Here is a 22,323-nt window from a genome sequence, read left to right as displayed (position 1 = left end):
CGGCCAAAAACTCTCAAAAATTGACCGTTGGCTCAAATTTTCAGTTAATTAGACCGGTATAACACCATGACGGCGATCACTGAAATGCCTTTGTTTATTACGGGCAAAATCCAAGCGGTTAACAATTTCAGAACGTAAATTTTCGGGGGCAATAATACCGTCTACCACTAACTCAGATGCCAAACGATATATATCTATATCCTCTTGATATTCCTGGCGCTTGCTCTCGATAAATTTGCGCTTTTCTTCACCTTCTAGCTGGGCAATTTTATTGCCATATACTGCATTTACTGCTGCTTCCGGGCCCATGACTGCAATTTGAGCTGAGGGCAGTGCCAGACAGGCATCAGGTTCGAAAGCAGGTCCGCACATGGCATATAGCCCAGCGCCATAGGCTTTACGTACTACCACGGAAAATTTGGGCACAGTCGCTTCAGAAATAGCATAAATTAGTTTGGCTCCATGCCGAATTATTCCAGCTCTTTCCACTTTGGTACCGATCATAAAGCCTGGAACGTCCATTAAAAACAGTAGTGGTATGTTAAAGGCATCGCACAACCAAACAAATTTTGCTACTTTGTCAGCTGAATCAACGAAGAGAACACCACCTTTCACTTTAGGCTGGTTGGCGATAATGCCAAAGACATGGCCTTCAATGCGGGCAAGTCCAGTAATCACTTCCTGAGCAAAAAGGCTTTTAATCTCAAGAAAACTGTCTTCATCAACTATCCCCTTGATGAATTCGTACATATCAAAGGGTATATTCTGATGGGCCGGGATAATATTTGCCAGTGGCTTGCCAGCTGCAGGCTTTTTCCCTTCCAGGCTCGGAGGAGAGCATTGATTATTGGCTGGCATGTAAGACAAATAGCGTTTGGCCCAGGCAATGGCCTCTGCCTCGCTTTTTACCAGTACATCACCACAGCCACTGACACTGCAGTGCATCATGGCTCCTCCCATTTCTTCCAGGGTCACCTTTTCCCCGATAACCATTTCAGCCATCCTGGGGGAACCCAAATACATACTGGCATTACCCTCTACCATGATTACTACATCACAAAAGGCAGGTATATAAGCTCCTCCGGCAGCAGAAGGTCCGAAAAGCAAACAGATTTGTGGTATTACCCCGGACATTTTAACCTGGTTATAAAAGATTTTACCTGCACCGCGTCTGCCGGGGAACATTTCCACCTGGTCGGTGATTCTGGCTCCGGCTGAATCAACCAGGTAAATCATTGGCAAACGCAGTTTATAAGCCATTTCCTGAATGCGGATAATCTTTTCTACTGTGCGCCAGCCCCATGATCCAGCTTTTACGGTGGAGTCATTAGCCATAAAACATACCGGTTGCCCATTAATTTTTCCATATCCCGTCACTACCCCATCGGCAGGTAGGTCGGGCTGCTGGCAGTTAGCAAACAAGCCGTCTTCCTGCATGCTACCTGGATCTAAAAGCATTTCCAGACGATGGCGTACGAACATCTTTCCCTGGGCTTGTGCCTGCTGATGATATTTTTCGGCGCCGCCCTTTTTGATCTGGTTGGCTATCTCATGAAATTTATCCAATCCTAACATGCTCCCTACCCCCTATTTGCCTTGGAATTGTGGTAGCCTCTTTTCTTTAAAAGCAGTCAGCCCCTCGCGACGGTCAGCGGTATTGATAAGCTGGCGGTAACAGCTGGTTTCCCAGTATAGTGCATCATCCAAACTCATATTAAGACCTCGGTTTATTGCTGTTTTTGCCTGTCTAACAGCTAATGGTCCATGTTGGGCAATCCTTTCGGCTAGACCCAAGGCATTTGGTAACAAATCTTCAGGTTTATAAACATGATTGATTAAGCCAATCTTTTCCCCTTCCCTGGCTGTGAATCTGGCAGCGGTAAAAATTAATTCTTTGGCCCTGGCGGGACCGATAATACGCGCCAGCCTTTGCGTACCTCCTGCTCCTGGTATGATGCCAAGAGCAACTTCAGTTAATCCCAGCATGGCCTGTTCTGAAGCCAAGCGCAGGTCACAGGCAAGGGCCAGTTCAAGACCACCTCCAAAAGCCACTCCATTTATTGCTGCAATTACAGGAAAGGGCAAATTGGCAATCAACTGAAAAGTGTCTCGGATAGTATCAATGAATTGCAAGACCTGATCATCATTCATTGAATCTCTTTCCTTCAGGTCTGCACCGGAACAGAAGGCTTTTGTACCAGCTCCGGTGATAATCATTATCCGCAAATTTGAATGGTATAATTGGAAAACCAGTTCTTTTAATTCAGTTAAAAGGGGATAACAGAGGGCATTATATACTTCGGGGCGATTTATAGTGAGGAGAAGACCATTGCCCTCTATAATCTCCTGTTGAATTAAAAAGCTCATTCTATTCCCCCCTGGTACGGCGATAGATTTGCAGAATTTTACTGGGTAGCCGCTTACCCAGAATAGCCTGGGCCCGGGTTGATACTAACACCAGACGGTCCAAATCTATCCCGGTTTGACAGCCCATAGCATGCAGCATATTAACCAGATCTTCAGTTGCTACATTACCACTGGCTCCAGGAGCATAAGGACAGCCACCGAGACCACCAAAAGAAGAATCAAATGTGGTAATTCCGTATTCCAGACCAATGATGGTATTGGCCAGGGCCATGCCCCGGGTATCATGTAAATGTAAGGCCAATTTACCGGGAGGAATTCGTCGAGTAATCAGGCTAAGACTTTCCTGTAACTGTTTGGGATGGGCTATCCCGATAGTATCGCCAAGGGAGACCTGGTAAGCTCCTGCCCCTAGTAATTTTTCACTGATCTCCATTACTCTTTCTATTTTTACTGGACCATCATAAGGGCAACCAAAGGCGGTGGAAAGGTAGGCCCTCACTCTGAGCCCCGCCACATTGGCTTTGTAGATTAGATGCAATGCCTCCCGAATGGCTTCATCTGCTGTTTTATTTAAATTTTTTAGGTTATGGCCTTCACTGGCGGATACAACTACGGCGATTTCATTTAATCTAGCTGCCAGGGCTTTTTCCAGGCCTTTTTCATTGGGAACAAGGGCACTAATGTTACATTCTGAGGGTCTCTCCATTTTTGCCAGTAATTCACTGGCATCTTTCATTTGCGGAACCCACTTTGGGCTTACAAAAGCTGTTACCTCCAGGTTTTTAACCCCACTTTGAATTAAACCATTTATCAATTCCAGTTTTTCCTCAACAGAAATATACCTTGTTTCATTTTGCAGGCCATCTCTGAGGCCCACCTCCCAAATTGTAACCTGTTTTGGCAAATTGGCTAACATGGGCCCCATCCCCTTTCATTGTAAAATCTGTTTATTCCAGTTTTAAAATACAATCTCCTTCGTTAATAAAATCGCCAATCTGAGCGGAGATTTCTACCACAGTGCCGCCATATTCGCTGGTCAATGGGATTTCCATTTTCATGGATTCAAGCACTGCGATCTCCTGGCCTGGTGCAACCACATCTCCCACATTCACCCTGAGTGCCAGTATAATTCCAGCCATTTGAGCTGTAATTTCTTTCATGTTTATCCTCTCCTTCTAGTATGATTTAAGAAATTCTGTTAAAAATTGCGTATTATATTTACCTGATTGAAAAGACTGACTTGTTAGAATAGCAACCAGTAAATTGCGATTGGTTTTTATACCTGTAATTTCTAGATTGGTTAAAGTTTGTATTAACTTTAAACGTGCTTCCTCTCTGCTTTCCCCATGAGCAATAATTTTGGCTAACAAGGGGTCATAATATGGGGTTACTTTGAGACCGGATTCTATCCAGGTCTCAATTCTTATACCAGGTATTTCAGGCCAGATGACAGTTTCTATTTTTCCTGGGGCAGGCAAACAGGTTTTATCATCTTCAGCATAAAGTCGTGCTTCTATAGCCCATCCCTTACTAATGGGACGTGTTGCAGGCAAAGCTGCACCTGCTGCCAGTTGAAATTGCCAGGCCACCAGATTCCAGCCGGTTACTTCTTCCGTGACAGGATGTTCTACCTGTATTCTTGTATTCATTTCAAGAAAGTACAGGTTATAATTTTCATCTACAAGAAATTCAAATGTTCCTGCCCCTACATAGCCCAGACTGGTACCTGCTCTTTCTGCAAGGTCGAAAAGTTGCTCACGCACTTCTTGCGGCAAGTTGGGAGCCGGTGCTTCTTCAATCACTTTTTGATGTCTCCTCTGAATGGAACAATCTCTTTCCCCGATAGCCAGGCAATGCCCATGTTCATCCCCTAATATCTGTACTTCAATATGCCGGGGATTAGGCAGATATTTCTCTATATAGATAACGGGATTGCCGAAATAAGCCTGGGCCCGTTGGCGCACCGATGACCACATTTGCTCTAACTCAGCCTGGGAATTAATAATGGCCATACCAATTCCGCCACCGCCACTGGCTGCTTTTAGTATTACCGGGAAACCGATGTTCTCGGCCATTTTTTTGGCTTCTTCAAGATGTTCAATCTCATCACTGCCCGGGAGTAAAGGAATCCCAATCTCAGCCATCGTTTTACGCGCAGCTACCTTATCTCCCATGGCAGCTATGATCTCAGGACTGGGGCCAATAAAAACCAGGTTATTTTCCCTCACCTTTTCAGCGAATTTGGCATTTTCCGATAATAAGCCATAGCCAGGATGAATACAATCACAACCAGTTTGCAGAGCGACTTCGAGGATTTTATCCATTTGCAGGTAACTCTGGGCCACGGGTGGTGGGCCAATACAAATGGCTTCATCGGCCAGCCGGGTGGGTAAAGTGTTTTCATCAGCAGTTGAATAAACAACTACTGTTTTTATGTCTAATGTTTTGGCGGCTTTAATGATACGGCAGGCGATTTCCCCTCGATTGGCGATCAAAACTTTTTTAAACATCTTCTCTCCCTCCCCTCCTTTACTCCTGTTGTAATTCAGGTATATCTTTGAAATAATTCAGGGCTTCCGGGTTAGCCAGTGCTTCTCTATTGGTAACTGGTTCATTATGAATGACATTGCGCACAGCCAGCTCAACTTTTTTGCCATTGATGGTATATGGAATATCAGGTACAGCAATGATCTTAGCTGGCACATGGCGGGGAGTAGCGTTTTTTCTTATAACTGTTTTGATCTGGTTTACCAGCTGTTCATTTAAAGTAAAACCAGGTTTTAATTTAACAAATAGTATTACTCTCACATCGTCGTGCCAGTTCTGTCCAACTACCAGGCTATCCAGGATTTCAGGGATAGTTTCCACCTGCCTGTAGATCTCGGCTGTACCTATCCTTACCCCACCGGGATTGAGGGTAGCATCAGAACGACCGTAGATGATCACTCCGCCCCGGTCAGTTATTTCGATAAAATCACCATGGCACCAGACATTGGAATAAACATTGAAATAAGCCTGATAATATTTCTGGCGTTCGGGATCATTCCAGAATCCCAGCGGCATTGACGGAAAAGGAGCGGTACAGACCAATTCTCCTTTCTGGTTAATCAGGGGCTTACCTTCAGGATCATAACTTTCTACTTTCATTCCCAGACCGCGGCATTGTAATTCACCGGCATAAACAGGACCCAGGGGATTGCCTAGAGCAAAGCAGGATATAATATCTGTTCCACCGGAAATAGAGCTGAGCTGAACGTCGGATTTAATCTTTTGGTATACATAATAAAAATTTTCTTTAGTTAATGGGGAGCCTGTGGATAAAATCGTTTTGATTCTGGATAAATCATATTCTTTACCAGGTTCTATTCCGGTTTTCTCTAATGAAGAGATATATTTTGCGCTGGTACCAAAAATGGTAATACCAGTCTTTTCAGCCAGTTCCCATAAAATACCCGGATGAGGGTGAAAGGGAGAACCGTCAAATAAAACTATGGTTGCTCCCGTAGCCAGTGAGGAAACTAGCCAGTTCCACATCATCCAGCCACAGGTGGTATAGTAAAAAATAATGTCATCCTGTTTTAAATCCGTGTGCAAAATCAGTTCCTTCATGTGTTGTAACAGAGTTCCGCCGGCACCATGAACAATACATTTTGGTTTTCCTGTAGTTCCAGAAGAATATAGTATATAAACTGGATGGTCAAAAGGTAACTGGGTATAAATAATGGGCTGGGCAGAAAATTGTTTTTGAATATCCGAGAAAGCTATAGCTGACAAACTGAGCTGAGGTAACGGAATTTCCTGAACATATTGGACCAGTACAACTGATTCAATGCTGGTAATGGCGCCAGTAATTTGTATAATTTTTTCCGTACAATCAAAAAGTTTGCCATTATAGAAATAGCCATTGGTAGTGAAAAGAACTTTCGGCTCTATTTGCCCAAAGCGGTCTATTACCCCATTGACGCCGAAATCAGGTGAACAAGAAGACCAGATGGCACCAATGCTGGTAGCAGCTAGCATTGCGATAACCGTTTCCGGTATGTTGGCCATATATCCTGCTACCCTGTCCCCAGGTTTTACTCCGAGCTGTTGCAAATATGCAGCAGTACGGGCCACTGCTGCATATAACTCAGGATAAGATAGAGATTTAATCTCCGCTTGTTCATTTATACTGATAATTGCCGGTTTGTTCAGGTTATAATGTCGTAGCAGATTTTCGGCAAAATTTAAACTCGCTCCTTCGAACCACTTGCTGTTAAACATGTCCGAGCTGTTTTTCAGTACAGTATGATAGGGCTGGGAAAAGATTATTTTACTGAAATTCCAAACTGATACCCAGAACTGCTCTATATCGTTAATAGACCACTGATACAATCCGTCATAATCTTCAAGCTTTTGATTGTACCTTTCATTAACATAGTTAATGAAATTATACATGTTAGTTTTTTGTATTCTTTCCGGGCCAGGTTCCCACAGCTTTTCCGCCATACCTATCCCCCTCTCTTTTCAGGCAGGGCCAACCTGAGGGCCCTGCCTTTATGCCGTTTCTATATTAGCGGCTGCTTCAAGGCCATATTCCTTGATCGCCATTTCCCTTAACTTGAATTTTTGCACTTTTCCGGAGGCAGTGCAGGGATAAAGGTCAACAAACTTGATATAACGGGGTATCTTATGACGGGCGATTTTGCCAGTGCAGAATTCCCGTACCTCTTCCTCTGTTAATACTTCACCTTCTTTCAAGCGAATAAAAGCAGCTACTTCTTCACCATATTTTATGTCCGGGACACCGACCACCTGAACATCCAGGATTTTAGGATGGGTATAGAGGAATTCTTCAATTTCCCTGGGATAGATATTTTCACCACCGCGAATAATCATATCTTTGAGGCGGCCAGTGATTTTACAATATCCGTTTTCATCCATAGTTGCTAAATCCCCGGTATGTAGCCACCCTTCATTATCGATAGCAGCCTGGGTTGCTTCTGGCATTTTATAGTAACCTTTCATGATACCAAAGCCTCTGGCACACAATTCTCCTTGCTGGCCTGGGCCCAGGGTCTCACCAGTTTCGGGATTGACGATCTTGACTTCAACATGAGGAATAGCACGCCCCACAGTTGTGACCCGCAATTCAATGGGATCATCTGTCCTGGTTTGAGTGATCACGGGCGAGAACTCGGTTTGACCATAAGCGATGGTTACTTCCCGCATATTCATCTTTTCCACAACCTGTTTCATCACTTCAATAGGACAGGGCGCTCCGGCCATAATTCCTGTACGCAGGGAAGAGAGATCAAAGGAACGCTGATTCAGAACTTCCAGTTCAGCTATAAACATTGTTGGCACACCATAAAGGGCTGTGCATCTTTCCTTTTCTACAGCTTCCAGGACTTTAACAGGATCAAAATATTCAATGGGAACCATGGTAGCACCATAGACTATGCAGGTTAAGGTGCTCATCACACAGCCAAAACAATGGAAGAGCGGTACTGGGAAGCAGAGTTTATCTTCAGAAGAGAATTTTTGGCATTCACCTACAAACTTAGCATTATTTAAGATGCTATAATGGGTCAGCATTACACCTTTGGGGAAACCGGTTGTACCTGAGGTATACTGCATATTTATGACTTCATCGGGCTTAAGGGAAGCCTGGCGAGCAGCTAAGTCGGCATCACTAACCCGACTGGCGAACTGGAGAAATTCTGACCAGGAATAGGTTCCAGGGTATTTGCGGTCAGAGATTACAATAATGTTTTTTAATAAAGGCAAGTTGGATGAGTTGATTTGACCTGGTTGACTGTTTGCCAGTTCGGGAAGTACAGTGTTTATCATTTCAATGTAATTATTGTTCCGGTAATTTTCAATCATGATTAAAGTAGTAACATCAGATTGCTTGAGGAGATACTCCAATTCAAAAGCACGATAGTTGGTATTAACTGTTACCAGAACAGCTCCCATTTTGCCGGTAGCGAACTGAGTATAAATCCATTCCGGATAATTGGTGGCCCAGATGGCAATGTGTTCACCTTTCTGGATTCCAAGACCCATAAGGGCTTTTGCTACTTCGTTTACCTTTTCCTGTAATTGACGATAGCTTAAGCGCAAGTCACGGTCTACATATACGAGTGCATCTTTGTTCGGGAATTTTTCCACCGTCTGGTCAAACAAATCGCCAATGGTTACATTTAGCAGTTCGCTCATTCAATAAAACCCCCCTTGTTTTTAACAGCCCAGATGACGGGCTATTACTAACCTCTGGATTTCTGAAGTTCCCTCCCCGATTTCCAAAAGTTTTACATCTCGATAATATCTCTCAACCGGGTATTCTTTCATATAGCCATAACCACCATGAATCTGGATGGCTTGAGAGGCTGCCTGTGTAGCCATTTCAGAAGCAAAAAGTTTGGCGATAGCGGCTTCATAGGAAAAAGGTTTACCCTGGTCCTTAAGCCAGGCAGCTCGATAAACCATGGTACGTGCCAGTTCGATCTGGGCCGCCATATCAGCAAGCTTAAACTGAATTGCCTGGAATTTACTTATGGTTTGCCCGAATTGTTTTCGAGTTTTAGCATATTCCAGAGAGGCATCGAGACAGGCCTGGGCGATTCCAACAGCCATAGCAGCAATGCTGATCCGTCCCCCATCTAGTACTTGCAGAAACTGTTTAAAACCTTCGCCTTCTTTACCTAGCAGATAGTCTTCCGGAACCTCTACATTATCGAAATAAAGAGGGACAGTGTTGGACCCCCGTAACCCGAGTTTGTCAAATTCCTTCCCAATGGAAAAACCTTTTGTTCCTCTGGGGATGATAAAGGAAGAAATGCCTTTTTTACCTTTACTGCGATCGGTAACTGCAGTAATAACAACAGTCCCGGCATAACCAGCATTAGTGATAAAAATTTTACTGCCATTAATAACCCAGCGTCCATCTTTTTTCAAGGCATTGGTTTCTGTACCGCCAGCATCGGAACCAGCATTGGGCTCAGTTAATCCAAACGCTCCCAGATAGTGGCCCTGGGCCAGAGGAGTTAAAAACTTTACTTTTTGCTCTTCTGTACCAAAAAGATAAAAAGGGGCTGAACCCAGGGAAATATGAGCAGCATAAGTTATTCCAGTGCTGGCACAAGCGCGAGAGATCTCCTCGACTGCAATAGCATACATAATATAGTCTCCGCCAGCACCACCATATTTTTCAGGAAATGGCAAGCCCATTAGTTCCAGCTCAGCCAGTTGTTTTAAAATGGCTTCAGGAATTTTTCCATTTTCATCAATGTTCTTAGCTTGGGGTTTAATAACTTCCTGGGCAAATTCGCGGACAGTTTTTTGTAACAAGGCCTGTTCAGAAGACAAATCAAAATTCATCCCAATCCCTCCCGGCAGTTGTTCATTATATTCTGATGCAAATAACATACCGGAAACAGGGATTTGTAGCTAAAGGTTAGGTAAAGGTGGTTAATGGCATGATTTTCTCCTCGAATGGTAATCAGGCTTTGGACTTAATCTTCTCTACTGTTACTTTTCTTTACATCTGCTATTTAAAGAAATAACCCACTGTGTAAAAGCGGGTTACTTTTCCAAACCGTATTTAATCAGTTTTTTATAGAGACAGGGTCGGGAAATACCCAGTAGTTCCGCAGTTTTTACTTTATTTCCCTGACAAATCTGTAAAGCGTACACTATATAGTTTTTTTCAATATTATCCAGGATATCATTGAGTGATGCGGTACCGAACAGAGTACGAAGGCTGCCAGGATTTTGAGAGGAAGGCCACTGGAGGGACTGAGGTAGGTCATTTACAGTAATTAGCTCTCCATCGGCAAAATTAAAGGCTGTTTCAATTACGTTGGCTAGCTCTCTAATATTACCTGGCCAGGTATAATGCATAAAAATATCTAAGACTTCTTTGGTAATACCCTTTATTTGCATGCCATATTCTCGGTTAAATTTTTTAATAAAATAATTTATTAAGAGAGGTAAATCCTCTTTACGTTCTCGTAAAGCAGGAAGATGAATAGCAACAACATTTAAACGGTAATATAGATCAGCACGAAATTTGCCATATTTGACCAGATCGGAAAGGTTAGCATTAGTAGCAGCAATAATTCGGGTATCTATGGAGATTGATTTAGTACTTCCTAAAGGTTCAATGGTTTTTTCCTGCAATACTCGTAGTAATTTGGCCTGCAAGGGCAAAGGCAGCTCACCGATTTCGTCTAAAAAAAATGTTCCCTGATGGGATAATAGGAACTTGCCTGGATAGCCATTCTTTTTAGCACCAGTAAAGGCTCCTTCTTCATAGCCAAAAAGTTCTGCCTCAAAGAGGCTTTCTGGAATGGCAGCACAGTTTACTTTAATTAATGGCCCAAATCGCCGATTGCTTAGATAATGAATAGCCTGGGCTACCAGCTCTTTTCCTGTGCCGGATTCTCCAAGGATTAATACATTAGCTTTCCGTGGGGCAATTTTGATAATAGTTTCTTTTATATCGACCATTTGAGGACTGATGCCTACCAGGTCGGATAAAGAAAAATGCCCCAGGTTCTGGCTATGATTTTCCCGGGAGGGATCTAAAAAACAATACATTAACAGATCCCTGCCTTTCTGCCTACTATCCTAATATATATTGTAAACTTTTATCTTGCTAATAATCTATTTTTTTCAGCCAAGTAACAAAAAAAGCCGTCTTAGCGGCTAATAAAGCTACTGAACGGCTATCAAGCGTTTGGCGGCATATATTATCACTATACCTGTTAGTAAACTTGCGGTTGTCTGGGCAATTGTGATTTGCTCAGCATAAAACAAATAAGGATGGGTTTGCCAGAAATAATCGATAAAGTCGTTGAGAATTAGCCACCCGGACGCTATGAAGTAATCGCTGAATGCAAATCGAATTTTTCTTAGAAAAAGTATACCCTGAAGGGCCATGACAGCATGGGAAAGGGTTAAATGCAGATTTTCCCAGGCAAAGGAATGTCCGCTCCAGTAGACATCTAAATTAATTATCACAGCCCAGAGCCCATATTTTATCATCATTAAATTAGCTAGCAAAAATAACCAGGGCAGATTAATTTTCCAGATTAGAAAAATAAGAAATAAGGTAAACAAACTGGCTGACAAAGGGCTATCAGGTATAACTGGCCATAAGTACCAGGGAGAAACTGCCAGTTGATGATGATACCAGTAGTAACCATAAATTGACCCCAGGCCATTGGCAAGCGCCAGTATAAGTAGTACTTCCTTGCGCCATAAGAAACTGATCATTATTTTTGAGCCTCCGACTAGAGATAAAATATTACATCATCCAGTGCTGTCAGTTTTTCGCCACCCTGTTCTGTTACGAGATAAGTATTTTCAATACCTACTACTCCCAGTTCCGGGAAAATAAATTTGGGCTCTAAGGCGATGGTTTGATTTGCCAGCAAAGCGTTTTTGACTCCCAGGGCGATTACCGGCAGTTCATCTAATTCTAATCCTACCCCATGACCGACAAAACGGGCCTGTTCTTCTTTATAGCCCATGAAATTATCCTGCAGTCCGTATTTTTCAGCAATAGAGCAGGCCTGATCAAACAATTGACCGCTTACTGCCCCTGGTTTTAAATTTTGGACCAGAGTATTCTGGATTTCCAAAGCTGCATTGAAAGCTTGTTTTAACTTGTTATCAAGATCACCTAGACAAAAAATCCTGGTCATGTCTACCATATATCCTTCATAAACACAGACGAAATCAAAAACAATCGGCACATTTAGTTGAACGACATCACGGGAAGGGCCCTGGGGGTAGGGAGCGGAAAGGCCTTTTCCGCCTACTGGTCCATCAAAAAACGATGGGAAGGCTGCATTCTTCCCGGCAAGTACATGTCCGGAATGCAATTCCTGGTTAAATGCTCTTAGACGGATTAAACCCTCGTGTCCAGCTTTGCGGGCACGATATTCAAACTCTGCGGCGAGATCAATTTCCCTGACTCCCGGTCGCAGGAAATCAGGCACTTCTTTAAAAACCTGACAAAGAATGCTGGCGCTTTTTCGCATTATTTCCAATTCAGCGGATGACTTTATTGAACGCTGTTCCCGAACCAGGGTGGAGATATCTTGAAAAATACACTCAGGCAGAAGTTTTTGATAATAGAAGTAGGTTTGGGCTGGTAATACGTCCAGGGTTAAACCGATTTTTTTAGCCTGACCTATATACTTTTGTAGCTCTTTCAGAGATTTTAGAGGTTCGACATTATCTAAAAAGGACTCTTGAAAAGCACGACTAAAGCTTTTTTTAACCAAAAGATAAGGATCCCCGCTGGCAGGTACCCAGAGTAAAGCATTCTGACGGGTACCACTGTAATAATATACATCGATAGCAGAGACTATGAGGGCACCATCAATTTCATTAGACTGTAAATTTTGTTGTAGTATTTGGATTCTATCCATCATATCCAGAACCCCATTCATTATAATATGCGATTTCCTGCAGAGATTTGCGGGGACGGGGGTTAGGAGCTTGGGCGGGATAACCTAAAGGAGTAACCCCGACAATTTTATATTCATCTGGAATATTTAAAGATTGCTTTAAAGTTTTTTCATCAAACCAGCCCATCCAGCAAGTTCCCAGCCCCAGAGCTGTAGCGCTGAGGCAGATATGCTCAAAAGCAATGGCTGCATCGGCCAGGTAGTATTCCTTTCCCTCTTCAATACCAGATTCCCTGGGATTGGCACAGACAACAATCACTACAGGAGCTTGAGCTAAAGCCTTCTTACCTGGATTGTCATCAGGAAAAGCGGATAACATCAGTTGCTTATTTTCAGCTTTATCAATCACCAGGAAGCGCCAGCATTGCATATTTTTCCAGGAAGGTGCAAGGCGAGCCATCTCCAAAATCAGATCTATTTTTTCTTTTTCAACCGGACGTTCTTCATATTTTCTGATACTTCTCCTTTCTCTAATTGCCTGAAACAGATCCATTTTAATCCCTCCCATAACCTTGTCAATACTTTTTAAATCAGGTTATATTTCCGGGCAGCTTCTCTCAATTCAGCCCGAAAATCAGGATGAGCTATATTAATCAGCTCTAATGCTCTTTCCCGAGCTGTTTTGCCTCTTAATTTGGCAACGCCGTATTCGGTTACAACGTAATCCACATCATTTTTACTGGTGGTTACAACAGCTCCGGGTTTAAGCTCGGGGACGATTCGACTTACTGTACCATTTTTGGCAGTAGAAGCTAGAGTAACGAACCCCTTGCCACCAGGGGAAATGTTGGCACCTCTGAAGAAATCCGCCTGACCGCCTGTAGCACTCCATTGATAATGGCCCATGGATTCAGAGCAACATTGTCCCAAAAGGTCAACTTCAATCGAGGCATTGATTGCTACCAGTTGATTGTTTCGACCGATGATATATGGGTCATTGGTATAGTCCACTGGATGCATTTCGACCATCGGGTTATTATCCAGGAAGTCATAAAGCCGCTGAGTACCTATAGCAAAAGTGCCGATGACTTTGCCAGGATGTAATGTTTTACGGCTATTATCTACCACACCCCACTCAACAAGGTTGACCATACCATCGGTAATCATTTCAGTATGAATGCCTAAATTCTTTTTATTTTTTAAGGCGGCAGTAACTGCATTGGGGATACCACCAAAACCTATTTGTAGAGTGGAGCCATCTTCGATTAAATCTGCAATGTATTCTCCAATTTTCTGTTCAACCTCTGTTATTGGCGGGATATTCAGGATAGGTACTGGAGCATTGCTCTCAACAATATAGTCCACCTGAGATATGTGAACAAAACAATTACCAAGGGTACGAGGATAATTGGGGTTAACTTCCAGGATAATCATTTTGGCTTTTTTAATTGCTTCAAACGTGTAATCTACACTTAAGCTTAAACTGAAGTATCCATGTTTATCCATGGGAGATACGCTTGCCATCACTATATCTACTGGCCAGTAAAGGCGTAGTAGTTTAGGAACCTCGTGGAAATTGTTGGCGGTGAAATCGGCCCAGCCTTCATTGACGGCTGTACGATTAATGTCACTGGTAAACCATGAGTTATAGCGAATGTGAGGTGCCATTTCTTTTTTGGCAAAAAAGGGTTTTAAGGGCAGAATTTGATTGACTGTTACATTGAAAAGGGATTTATAATTACTGGCAATTGTTGCAAAAATAGTCTGGGGTTCGCCCGCGCCCACAGGGGCCCAGATTTGGTCGCCGTTTTTTACCAGAGAAACTACTTCCTCTGCGCTAATTAACTTTCTTCGATACTGTTCCTGATGCTGCGACATCTCTTACTCCCCCTACTGCCAAATATAAGGTTTGTAGTTTTAATTCCCGATACGATTGTTAATCCATGCAACTATGTCCTCAAGCGGGGTGCCGGGTGTAAAGATCTCTTCAGCTGCATTCATTTCTTTTAATTGTTGAACATCATCTTCAGGGATAGTTCCTCCACCTATTAAGACTATATCATCTGCTCCTTGTTCTTTCAACAATTCTTTGACCCGCGGGAAAAGGGTCATATGGGCACCGGATAGTATACTCAAGCCAATTACATCAACATCTTCCTGGATGGCCGCATGTACGATCTGTTCCGGAGTCTGATGTAGGCCAGTATAGATGACTTCCATACCGGCATCACGCAAGGCCCGGGCAATCACTTTTGCTCCCCGATCATGTCCATCCAGGCCAGGTTTGGCTACTAAAACTCTAATTTTTTTCTTCTGTTCCATGACTATCCTCCCCCAGTGATTAAAATAAAGGTTGTTCTTTGTATTCGCCAAATTCGTCGCGCATTACCTGGATAATTTCCCCTAAAGTACTATAGCATCTGACACAGTTGAGAATATATGGGATGAGGTTATCGGAAGTATTGGCCGCCTTTCTCAGCTCAGCCAAACACTCTTGAACCCGCAGATTATCCCGCTCTTCTCTTAGTTTTTGCAGGCGAGCAACTTGTTCCTGTTCGATTCGGGGGTCAATCTTGAGGATTTCAATATCCAGTTTTTCATTTTCATCGACATACTGATTGACTCCAACCACAATTCGCCGTTTGCTATCAATAGCTTTTTGATATTCATAAGCAGCATCAGCAATTTCCTTCTGGAAGAAACCTTTTTCAATGGCCTTTAACACCCCACCCAGTTCCTCAATCTTGGCAAAATATTTTTCAGCCTCTTCTTCCATTTTATTGGTTAAGGCTTCAACAAAGTATGAACCTGCCAGCGGGTCAATGGTGTTAGTTACCCCAATTTCATGGGCGATTATTTGCTGAGTGCGTAAGGCTATGGTTACAGCTTTTTCCGTAGGCAATGCCAGAACTTCATCCATAGAGTTAGTATGCAGGGATTGCGTTCCCCCCAGAACGGCGGCTAGTGCTTCATAAGCGGTACGAATAATGTTGTTCTCCGGTTGTTGGGCTGTCAGTGAGCAGCCTGCAGTTTGGGTATGGAAGCGAAGTAACCAGGAACGGGGATCTTTGGCTTTATATTTTTCTTTCATTCTCCGGGCCCAGATTCTACGGGCAGCACGATACTTGGCAATTTCTTCGAAAAAGTCGAGATGGGCATTGAAGAAGAAACTGAGACGAGGAGCAAAGTCATCAACATCTAAGCCAGCTGCGATGCCAGCTTCTACATAGGCAAAACCGTCAGCCAGGGTGAATGCTAATTCTTGAACGGCAGTAGAACCAGCTTCACGAATGTGGTAACCACTAATACTAATAGTATTCCATTTTGGCACATGATCTTTAGCAAACTTAAAGATATCGGTAATCAGGCGCATAGAAGGTTCCGGGGGGAAGATCCAGGATTTCTGAGCTATATATTCTTTTAAGATATCATTTTGGATGGTACCGGTTAGTTTATGGGATGGTACTCCCTGTTTCTCGGCAGTTGCTATATACATTGACCAGATTACAGAAGCTGGAGCATTAATAGTCATTGAAGTGCTTACTTTATCTAAAGGAATTCCATCAAATAAGATCTCCATATCCTGGAGAGAATCAATGGCTACCCCAACCCGGCCAACTTCTCCATAGGCTCTGGGATGGTCGGAATCATATCCCATTATGGTGGGCATGTCAAATGCCACACTTAAGCCAGTTTGGCCTTGAGAAAGAAGAAATTTATAGCGCTGATTGGATTCTTTTGCTGTCGCAAAACCGGCAAACTGGCGCATAGTCCATAATCTACCCAAATACATGGTGGTTTGTACACCACGAGTATAAGGAAATTCACCAGGGTAACCCAAATCTTTTTCATAATCAAAATTAGCTACATCGGCTGGGGTATAAAGAGGATTGATAGGCAGACCTGATACAGTAGTAAAAGAAGAATCTCGTTTTGCAGCGTTAGTAAATTTTTCTTGCCACTTATTAAAATTTTCTTTATTCATGCAACGCCAACTCCCTTCTAACCTTTATATTTTCAAATTTAACCCTTGACGAATAATACTGATCGCTGCATTGTAAGGAGCAAGTTTTCTTTCAAGTACTTGTTGTAAAATTTCATGCATTAATGGGGTATCTACCACTTTTTTGTGAATTGTTTTCCGCAGTTCCAGTTCCACAATCTCTAATACCTCTTGTTCAAACCTTTTTTTTCTGTTTTCTTCCCATAACCCATTAGCTATTAAGAATTGTTTATGTTTATTGATAGCTTCCCAAAGTTCGTTTATTCCTTGCTGTTTTAAGTTTGAAGTTTTGATGACTGGAGGGCGCCAGCTAGTATGACAGCCTAAATCCAGCATTGCTTCTACTTCAGTCACGACTTTATCTGCTCCGGGTAAGTCTCCCTTGTTAACGGCGAAAACATCGGCAATTTCCATGATTCCGGCTTTTATTGTCTGGATGTGATCCCCTGCTCCAGGGGTGAGGACTACGACGGTGGTGTCAGCCACGTTCATAATATCCAGTTCTGATTGGCCTACTCCCACAGTTTCTATTAAGATAACATCGATCCCCATAGCATCCAAAACTCGCAGAGCATCTCTGGTAGTATGGGCTAAACCTCCTAAACTGCCGCGGGTGCCCATGCTGCGGATAAAAACTCCTGGATCTAAAGCGTGCTCTTGCATGCGTATGCGGTCTCCTAACAGAGCTCCACCTGTAAAGGGACTGGATGGGTCCACAGCGATAATACCTACGGTTTTATTTTCGGAGCGGATAGTTCGAATCAAGGAGTCTACCAGAGAGCTTTTGCCTGCTCCAGGTGAGCCAGTAATGCCAATAATAAAAGCATTACCGGTATGAGGAAAGATTTGGGCTAACATTTCTTCTTTTTGCGGCTCTTGGTTTTCAATGATAGTGATCAATTTTGCCGCACTGCGTTTATTACCCTGCAACAACCCTTCAACTAACGAGTGCATTTTTTCACCGCCTAACTGGGCTAGAATTCAATTCCCGCCTGGGCCATAAGCCCCTGTTCATAGTGGTGTTTTCCATTGGTTATAATACTCACTGTATCACTAATTGCCAGAATTTCCTGGGGTGCATTTCTACCCGTAAGAATAATGCTAACGGTGGCAGGTCTAGTAGTTAAGGTTTTTATAACGTCTTCTATCGCTAAAAGACCATAATCAAGGGCGACATTAATCTCATCGAGAATGACCAGATTATAGGATGTTTCAATCAGAGACCGGGCCAGGAACCAACCCCGGAGTACCAAATCTTGATCGATCTGGTCAGCAATGTTTTTGCGCACAAAGGTCGGCAAACCAACCTGTTTTATCAGTAGCTGCTTATTTGCTAATTGCTGAAGAAACCTGTATTCACCATAGATATTACTACCCTTAAGAAATTGAATAATTGCAACCGCTTGGTTATGCCCTAGTGCTCTGAGAGCCTGACCTAAAGCAGCTGTAGTTTTGCCTTTGCCGTCTCCGGTAATGGTCCAGATTATTCCGCGCTGATTGCACACAAGGGTACAATCTCCTTTCAATGGGAAAAGGGGTTGAAGGCAAACCTCCAACCCTATTCCTTTAAAATATTAGCACTAATAACTACCCGTTGAATTTCATTTGTACCTTCATAGATCTGGGTTATTTTAGCATCCCGCATCATGCGTTCTACCGGGAATTCACGGGTATAGCCATAACCGCCAAAGATTTGTACAGCATTGGTTGTTACTTTCATTGCTACATCTGAGGCATACATTTTGGCCATGGCAGCCTCTTTGCTGATTCTTACCCCCTGACTGGCCAGATATGCAGCACGGTAAACTAATAATCTGGCAGCCTCAATTTCAGTAGCCATATCTGCTAACATAAATTGAATTGCCTGGAAATTGGCAATAGGCTGACCGAATTGTTTTCTTTCTTTAGCATAATTTAAGGCTGCTTCATATGCACCCTGGGCAATGCCTAAAGCCTGAGCAGCAATACCAATTCTTCCATAATCCAGGGTTACCATGGCTATTTTAAACCCTTCACCCAGTTGTCCCAGAAGATTTTCTTTTGGGATACGACAGTTGTCAAAAACCAGCTCCATGGTCGGTGATGAACGAATACCCAGTTTGTGTTCTTTTTTACCGAAAGTGAAACCAGGTGTGCCTTTTTCCACGATAAAAGCACTTATGCCTTTGTGTTTGGGTTTAGCTTCTTTATCGGTCATGGCAAAGACAACATATATTTCAGCTTCTCCGCCATTGGTAATAAAGATTTTCGTACCATTCAGAACCCATTCATCACCATCAAGTACGGCGGTAGTTCTGGTACCTCCAGCATCAGAACCAGCGAAGGGTTCAGTTAAACCAAAAGCGCCCATTTTCTTGCCCTCGGCTAAGGGTACCAGGTATTTTTGTTTCTGTTCTTCAGTCCCAAATTTGTAAATGGGGTTGGAGCCTAAGGAAGTATGGGCGGACAGAGTGACACCAACTGAAGCGTCTACCCGGGAAAGTTCCTCGACGGCGATAGCATAACTTATATAATCAGCACCAGCACCACCATATTCTTCGGGGAACACAATCCCGGTAAGTCCCAGTTCGGCCATTTTATCAAAAATAGACCGATCAAAAGTTTCTTTTTCATCCCTTTCGGCTGCAGTAGGTCCACATTCCTTTTCTGCAAAATCCCGGACCATATTGCGTAACATTTCCTGTTCTTCTGTGAGCTTGAAAATCAAAATCCTCTACCCCCTTGTTACTTTAATATATTTTTCGCAATTACCAGACGCTGGATCTGGTTTGTACCCTCATAGATTTGCGTAATTTTGGCATCACGGAAATACCGCTCTACCGGGTATTCCCTGATATACCCGTAGCCACCAAGAATTTGTACTGCTTCTGTTGCTACCCACATTGCAGTATCGGTTCCATACATTTTGGCCATACTGGCCTGTTTGCTATGAGGCAGTTTTTGATCCCGCAAATAGGCAGCCTGATAAACTAGAAGTCGGGCAGCATCAATTCTGGTTGCCATATCAGCCAGCTTAAATTGAATAGCTTGAAAATTACTGATGGGTTGGCCAAATTGTTTGCGTTCTTTTGTGTAAGCTAAAGCATAATCATATGCTCCCTGGGCAATCCCTATTCCCTGGGCTCCGATCCCAATTCTGCCACCATCTAAAAGAGACATGGCGATCTTGAACCCTTCACCTTCTTGGCCCAGTAAATTTTCTTTTGGAACTATAGCATTTTCAAATATCAACTCACCGGTTTTGGAACCATTAAGACCCATTTTCTTTTCGATCTTTCCTACTTTAAAACCAGGAGTATTTTTTTCTATAAGTAAACAACTAATACCATGATGGCCCTTGGTTTTGTCTGTAACAACAAAAGTGCAGTAAACATCGGCTTCACCGGCATTAGTAATGAAAATCTTGGTACCATTTACAATGTAGTGATCCCCTTTGTCTTCAGCAGAACATTTGATTTTGGTGGCATCAGAGCCGGCAGTTGGTTCGGTGAGGGCAAAAGCTCCCAGGTATTCGCCACGGCAAAGTTTTGTTAAATATTTTTCCTTCTGCTGTTGATTACCGAAAAGGTAAATCGGCATAGTCCCTACTGAAGTGTGAACGGCTAGTATTACTGCTGTTGTTGGGCAAACTCTAGCGATTTCTTCTAATACTAGGACATAATCCAGTACGGACATTCCCGCTCCGCCTACCGTTTCGGGAAAAGGCATGCCCATTAAATCAAGTTCAGCCATTTTTTTGAGATTTTCCCGGGGGAAGGTTCCGGTTTCATCCCAGTATGCGGCTTTGGGTGCGAGTTCGTTTTCAGCGAATTCTCTGACCATTCTTTTTAGCAATAGTTGTTCTTCCGTGAGATCAAAATTCATATGAATCCCCTACTCCCCACGTGATTTATTTGCCTTGAAACTGTGGTGGTCTTTTTGCCAAAAAGGCGGCCATCCCTTCTTTTTGATCATTTGTTGCAAAGCACAAGCCAAAGTAATTAGCTTCATGATAGTTTGCCTGTTCTAAAGGCATTTCCAAACCTTCATTGATAGCCCTTTTTGCCAGTTGAACCGCTACTAGAGCTTTGTTAGCAATTTTTAGTCCCATTTTTTTTGTTTGGTCCATTAGCTGATCATGAGGGACGATTTGATTAATTAAGCCAATCTGATAAGCCTCCTGGGCATCGATCATATCCCCTGTAAAGATCAGTTCTTTAGCTTTACCTTTACCAACCAACCGAGCCAAACGCTGGGTGCCAGCAAAACCAGGAATGACTCCCAGATTGACTTCCGGTTGGCCAAATTTGGCTTTTTCACTGGCTATTCTGATATCACAGGCCATTGCCAGCTCACAGCCGCCTCCTAAGGCGTAACCATTAATAGCAGCAATCACAGGTTTAGGACAGGATTCAATCTGATTAAATACCATTTGGCCGGTTAAGGCAAACTGCCTTGCCGCAATGGGGTCCAGTTGCTGCATAAAAGCAATATCAGCGCCTGCTACAAAAGCCTTCTCTCCTGCCCCGGTCAAGATAATGACTTTAACTTCCTCGTCTTCAGTTAACATTTGAATTGCTTGCCCCAGCTCATGGAGGGTGTCCGCATTAAGGGCATTTAAAGCAGCAGGGCGGTTAATGGTTAGAATAGCCAGATTATTTTCTTTTTGAACCAGTAAATTATTGAATTGCATCTTTTACCACCCCTACTACATTAGTTGGAATAATCATAGAAACCTTTGCCTGTTTTACGGCCCAGCCAACCGGCTTTAACCATTTTCCGCAGCAAGGGACAGGGGCGATATTTGGAATCTTTAAAGCCTTCATAAAGAACTTCCATAATGGATAAGCAGGTATCTAAACCGATTAAATCTGCCAGAGCCAGGGGTCCCATGGGATGATTCATACCAAGTTTCATCACCTGGTCGACAGCTTCCGGAGTAGCTACTCCTTCGTACACACAGTAAATTGCTTCATTGATCATTGGCAACAAGACCCGGTTAGAAACAAAACCCGGTGAATCATTAACTTCCACAGGAACTTTTCCCATTTTAATACTCATGTTTTCCACAATTTTATAGACTTCCTGGTCGGTCGCCAAACCTTTAATGATTTCCACCAGCTTCATTACAGGAACCGGATTCATAAAGTGCATGCCTATAACCTTCTCCGGTCGTCTTGTGCAGGCAGCGATTTCAGTAATTGGTAATGAAGAGGTGTTGGTTGCCAAAATAGCATGGGCTGGTGTAATTTCGTCCAGTTTACGGAAAATATCAGCTTTAATTTCCATTTTTTCTACTGCAGCTTCAATCACAATATCTACGTCATGAGCGTCTTCTAAGGAAATGGATCTGGTTAGTCTACCAAGGATTTCATTTTTCTCATCTTCAGTAATTTTACCTTTTTCCACATTTCTGGCTAAGTTTTTTGTAATTACAGAAAGGCCTCTTTCAACAAATTCCGGTTTAATATCATTCAAAATTACCTGGTAGCCTGCCTGAGCAGCTACCTGAGCTATTCCGCTGCCCATCTGTCCGGCTCCAACAACCATTACCTTTTTAATCTCCATGTC

The 22,323-nt window shown here is 43.0% G+C and carries 21 protein-coding genes; all 21 read right to left on the bottom strand.

From position 1 onward, the window contains the following. Window positions 1–48: 48 nt before the first annotated feature. Window positions 49–1,575 (bottom strand): acyl-CoA carboxylase subunit beta, encoded by a 1,527-nt coding sequence (locus ULO1_RS02680; protein WP_078664473.1) that lies wholly within the window; start codon window positions 1,573–1,575, stop codon window positions 49–51. A 12-nt stretch (window positions 1,576–1,587) separates the two neighbouring features. After that, window positions 1,588–2,367, bottom strand: coding sequence for an enoyl-CoA hydratase-related protein (locus ULO1_RS02675; RefSeq protein ID WP_078664472.1), 780 nt, complete (start codon window positions 2,365–2,367; stop codon window positions 1,588–1,590). A gap of 1 nt (window position 2,368) precedes the next feature. Next, complete coding sequence (locus ULO1_RS02670) at window positions 2,369–3,283, bottom strand: hydroxymethylglutaryl-CoA lyase (RefSeq protein WP_200805651.1); 915 nt, start codon at window positions 3,281–3,283, stop codon at window positions 2,369–2,371. A gap of 31 nt (window positions 3,284–3,314) precedes the next feature. After that, a complete protein-coding gene (locus ULO1_RS02665; RefSeq protein WP_079932933.1) occupies window positions 3,315–3,527 on the bottom strand; it encodes a biotin/lipoyl-containing protein in 213 nt (70 codons plus the stop codon). A gap of 15 nt (window positions 3,528–3,542) precedes the next feature. After that, window positions 3,543–4,877 (bottom strand): acetyl/propionyl/methylcrotonyl-CoA carboxylase subunit alpha, encoded by a 1,335-nt coding sequence (locus ULO1_RS02660; protein WP_079932932.1) that lies wholly within the window; start codon window positions 4,875–4,877, stop codon window positions 3,543–3,545. 19 nt (window positions 4,878–4,896) lie between these two features. Then, window positions 4,897–6,855 carry an acetoacetate--CoA ligase gene (locus ULO1_RS02655; RefSeq protein ID WP_079906900.1) on the bottom strand — a complete coding sequence of 653 codons (1,959 nt, stop codon included), beginning with the start codon at window positions 6,853–6,855 and terminating at the stop codon, window positions 4,897–4,899. A 48-nt stretch (window positions 6,856–6,903) separates the two neighbouring features. Continuing rightward, on the bottom strand, window positions 6,904–8,568 hold the full coding sequence (locus tag ULO1_RS02650; RefSeq protein ID WP_079906898.1) for an AMP-binding protein: 1,665 nt from the start codon (window positions 8,566–8,568) through the stop codon (window positions 6,904–6,906). Between the two features lie 21 nt (window positions 8,569–8,589). After that, entirely contained in the window at window positions 8,590–9,729 is a 1,140-nt protein-coding gene (locus ULO1_RS02645; RefSeq protein ID WP_078664466.1) for an acyl-CoA dehydrogenase, read from the bottom strand. A gap of 204 nt (window positions 9,730–9,933) precedes the next feature. Then, window positions 9,934–10,950, bottom strand: coding sequence for a sigma-54-dependent Fis family transcriptional regulator (locus tag ULO1_RS02640; RefSeq protein ID WP_078664465.1), 1,017 nt, complete (start codon window positions 10,948–10,950; stop codon window positions 9,934–9,936). Window positions 10,951–11,067: 117 nt separating this feature from the next. Continuing rightward, window positions 11,068–11,628 carry a DUF1405 domain-containing protein gene (locus ULO1_RS02635; protein WP_078664464.1) on the bottom strand — a complete coding sequence of 187 codons (561 nt, stop codon included), beginning with the start codon at window positions 11,626–11,628 and terminating at the stop codon, window positions 11,068–11,070. 17 nt (window positions 11,629–11,645) lie between these two features. Further along, on the bottom strand, window positions 11,646–12,794 hold the full coding sequence (locus ULO1_RS02630; protein ID WP_200806922.1) for a Xaa-Pro peptidase family protein: 1,149 nt from the start codon (window positions 12,792–12,794) through the stop codon (window positions 11,646–11,648). Further along, complete coding sequence (locus ULO1_RS02625) at window positions 12,784–13,323, bottom strand: nitroreductase family protein (protein WP_078664462.1); 540 nt, start codon at window positions 13,321–13,323, stop codon at window positions 12,784–12,786. The genes ULO1_RS02630 and ULO1_RS02625 overlap by 11 nt, the downstream gene beginning before the upstream one ends. Before the next feature lie 32 nt (window positions 13,324–13,355). Next, a complete protein-coding gene (locus tag ULO1_RS02620; protein WP_078664461.1) occupies window positions 13,356–14,648 on the bottom strand; it encodes an acetyl-CoA hydrolase/transferase family protein in 1,293 nt (430 codons plus the stop codon). Window positions 14,649–14,687: 39 nt separating this feature from the next. Beyond that, on the bottom strand, window positions 14,688–15,092 hold the full coding sequence (locus tag ULO1_RS02615) for a cobalamin B12-binding domain-containing protein (RefSeq protein ID WP_078664460.1): 405 nt from the start codon (window positions 15,090–15,092) through the stop codon (window positions 14,688–14,690). A 19-nt stretch (window positions 15,093–15,111) separates the two neighbouring features. After that, on the bottom strand, window positions 15,112–16,755 hold the full coding sequence (locus ULO1_RS02610) for a methylmalonyl-CoA mutase (protein ID WP_078664459.1): 1,644 nt from the start codon (window positions 16,753–16,755) through the stop codon (window positions 15,112–15,114). A 24-nt stretch (window positions 16,756–16,779) separates the two neighbouring features. Next, a complete protein-coding gene (gene meaB, locus ULO1_RS02605; RefSeq protein ID WP_078664458.1) occupies window positions 16,780–17,727 on the bottom strand; it encodes a methylmalonyl Co-A mutase-associated GTPase MeaB in 948 nt (315 codons plus the stop codon). A gap of 20 nt (window positions 17,728–17,747) precedes the next feature. Next, window positions 17,748–18,278: a cob(I)yrinic acid a,c-diamide adenosyltransferase gene (locus ULO1_RS02600; protein WP_159446582.1), complete on the bottom strand. Its 531-nt coding sequence runs from the start codon at window positions 18,276–18,278 to the stop codon at window positions 17,748–17,750. A 53-nt stretch (window positions 18,279–18,331) separates the two neighbouring features. Next, a complete protein-coding gene (locus tag ULO1_RS02595; protein ID WP_078664456.1) occupies window positions 18,332–19,480 on the bottom strand; it encodes an acyl-CoA dehydrogenase in 1,149 nt (382 codons plus the stop codon). A gap of 17 nt (window positions 19,481–19,497) precedes the next feature. Next, entirely contained in the window at window positions 19,498–20,637 is a 1,140-nt protein-coding gene (locus ULO1_RS02590) for an acyl-CoA dehydrogenase (RefSeq protein ID WP_079906892.1), read from the bottom strand. Window positions 20,638–20,662: 25 nt separating this feature from the next. Continuing rightward, window positions 20,663–21,445: a short-chain-enoyl-CoA hydratase gene (locus ULO1_RS02585; protein WP_079932930.1), complete on the bottom strand. Its 783-nt coding sequence runs from the start codon at window positions 21,443–21,445 to the stop codon at window positions 20,663–20,665. A gap of 20 nt (window positions 21,446–21,465) precedes the next feature. Next, window positions 21,466–22,320 (bottom strand): 3-hydroxybutyryl-CoA dehydrogenase, encoded by an 855-nt coding sequence (locus tag ULO1_RS02580; protein ID WP_078664453.1) that lies wholly within the window; start codon window positions 22,318–22,320, stop codon window positions 21,466–21,468. Between the last annotated feature and the right edge of the window lie 3 nt (window positions 22,321–22,323).

It is taken from the genome of Carboxydocella sp. ULO1, assembly GCF_002049255.1.
Taxonomy (GTDB): Bacteria; Bacillota.
This window is presented reverse-complemented; position numbering and strand designations above follow the sequence as displayed.

Excerpts from the sequence above, each read along its gene's own strand:
- ULO1_RS02680 (WP_078664473.1), bottom strand. The coding sequence starts at position 1,575 with ATGTTAGGATTGGATAAATTTCATGAGATAGCCAACCAGATCAAAAAG.
- ULO1_RS02675 (WP_078664472.1), bottom strand. The coding sequence starts at position 2,367 with ATGAGCTTTTTAATTCAACAGGAGATTATAGAGGGCAATGGTCTTCTC.
- ULO1_RS02670 (WP_200805651.1), bottom strand. The coding sequence starts at position 3,283 with ATGTTAGCCAATTTGCCAAAACAGGTTACAATTTGGGAGGTGGGCCTC.
- ULO1_RS02665 (WP_079932933.1), bottom strand. The coding sequence starts at position 3,527 with ATGAAAGAAATTACAGCTCAAATGGCTGGAATTATACTGGCACTCAGG.
- ULO1_RS02660 (WP_079932932.1), bottom strand. The coding sequence starts at position 4,877 with ATGTTTAAAAAAGTTTTGATCGCCAATCGAGGGGAAATCGCCTGCCGT.
- ULO1_RS02655 (WP_079906900.1), bottom strand. The coding sequence starts at position 6,855 with ATGGCGGAAAAGCTGTGGGAACCTGGCCCGGAAAGAATACAAAAAACT.
- ULO1_RS02650 (WP_079906898.1), bottom strand. The coding sequence starts at position 8,568 with ATGAGCGAACTGCTAAATGTAACCATTGGCGATTTGTTTGACCAGACG.
- ULO1_RS02645 (WP_078664466.1), bottom strand. The coding sequence starts at position 9,729 with ATGAATTTTGATTTGTCTTCTGAACAGGCCTTGTTACAAAAAACTGTC.
- ULO1_RS02640 (WP_078664465.1), bottom strand. The coding sequence starts at position 10,950 with ATGTATTGTTTTTTAGATCCCTCCCGGGAAAATCATAGCCAGAACCTG.
- ULO1_RS02635 (WP_078664464.1), bottom strand. The coding sequence starts at position 11,628 with ATGATCAGTTTCTTATGGCGCAAGGAAGTACTACTTATACTGGCGCTT.
- ULO1_RS02630 (WP_200806922.1), bottom strand. The coding sequence starts at position 12,794 with ATGATGGATAGAATCCAAATACTACAACAAAATTTACAGTCTAATGAA.
- ULO1_RS02625 (WP_078664462.1), bottom strand. The coding sequence starts at position 13,323 with ATGGATCTGTTTCAGGCAATTAGAGAAAGGAGAAGTATCAGAAAATAT.
- ULO1_RS02620 (WP_078664461.1), bottom strand. The coding sequence starts at position 14,648 with ATGTCGCAGCATCAGGAACAGTATCGAAGAAAGTTAATTAGCGCAGAG.
- ULO1_RS02615 (WP_078664460.1), bottom strand. The coding sequence starts at position 15,092 with ATGGAACAGAAGAAAAAAATTAGAGTTTTAGTAGCCAAACCTGGCCTG.
- ULO1_RS02610 (WP_078664459.1), bottom strand. The coding sequence starts at position 16,755 with ATGAATAAAGAAAATTTTAATAAGTGGCAAGAAAAATTTACTAACGCT.
- meaB (WP_078664458.1), bottom strand. The coding sequence starts at position 17,727 with ATGCACTCGTTAGTTGAAGGGTTGTTGCAGGGTAATAAACGCAGTGCG.
- ULO1_RS02590 (WP_079906892.1), bottom strand. The coding sequence starts at position 20,637 with ATGAATTTTGATCTCACGGAAGAACAACTATTGCTAAAAAGAATGGTC.
- ULO1_RS02585 (WP_079932930.1), bottom strand. The coding sequence starts at position 21,445 with ATGCAATTCAATAATTTACTGGTTCAAAAAGAAAATAATCTGGCTATT.
- ULO1_RS02580 (WP_078664453.1), bottom strand. The coding sequence starts at position 22,320 with ATGGAGATTAAAAAGGTAATGGTTGTTGGAGCCGGACAGATGGGCAGC.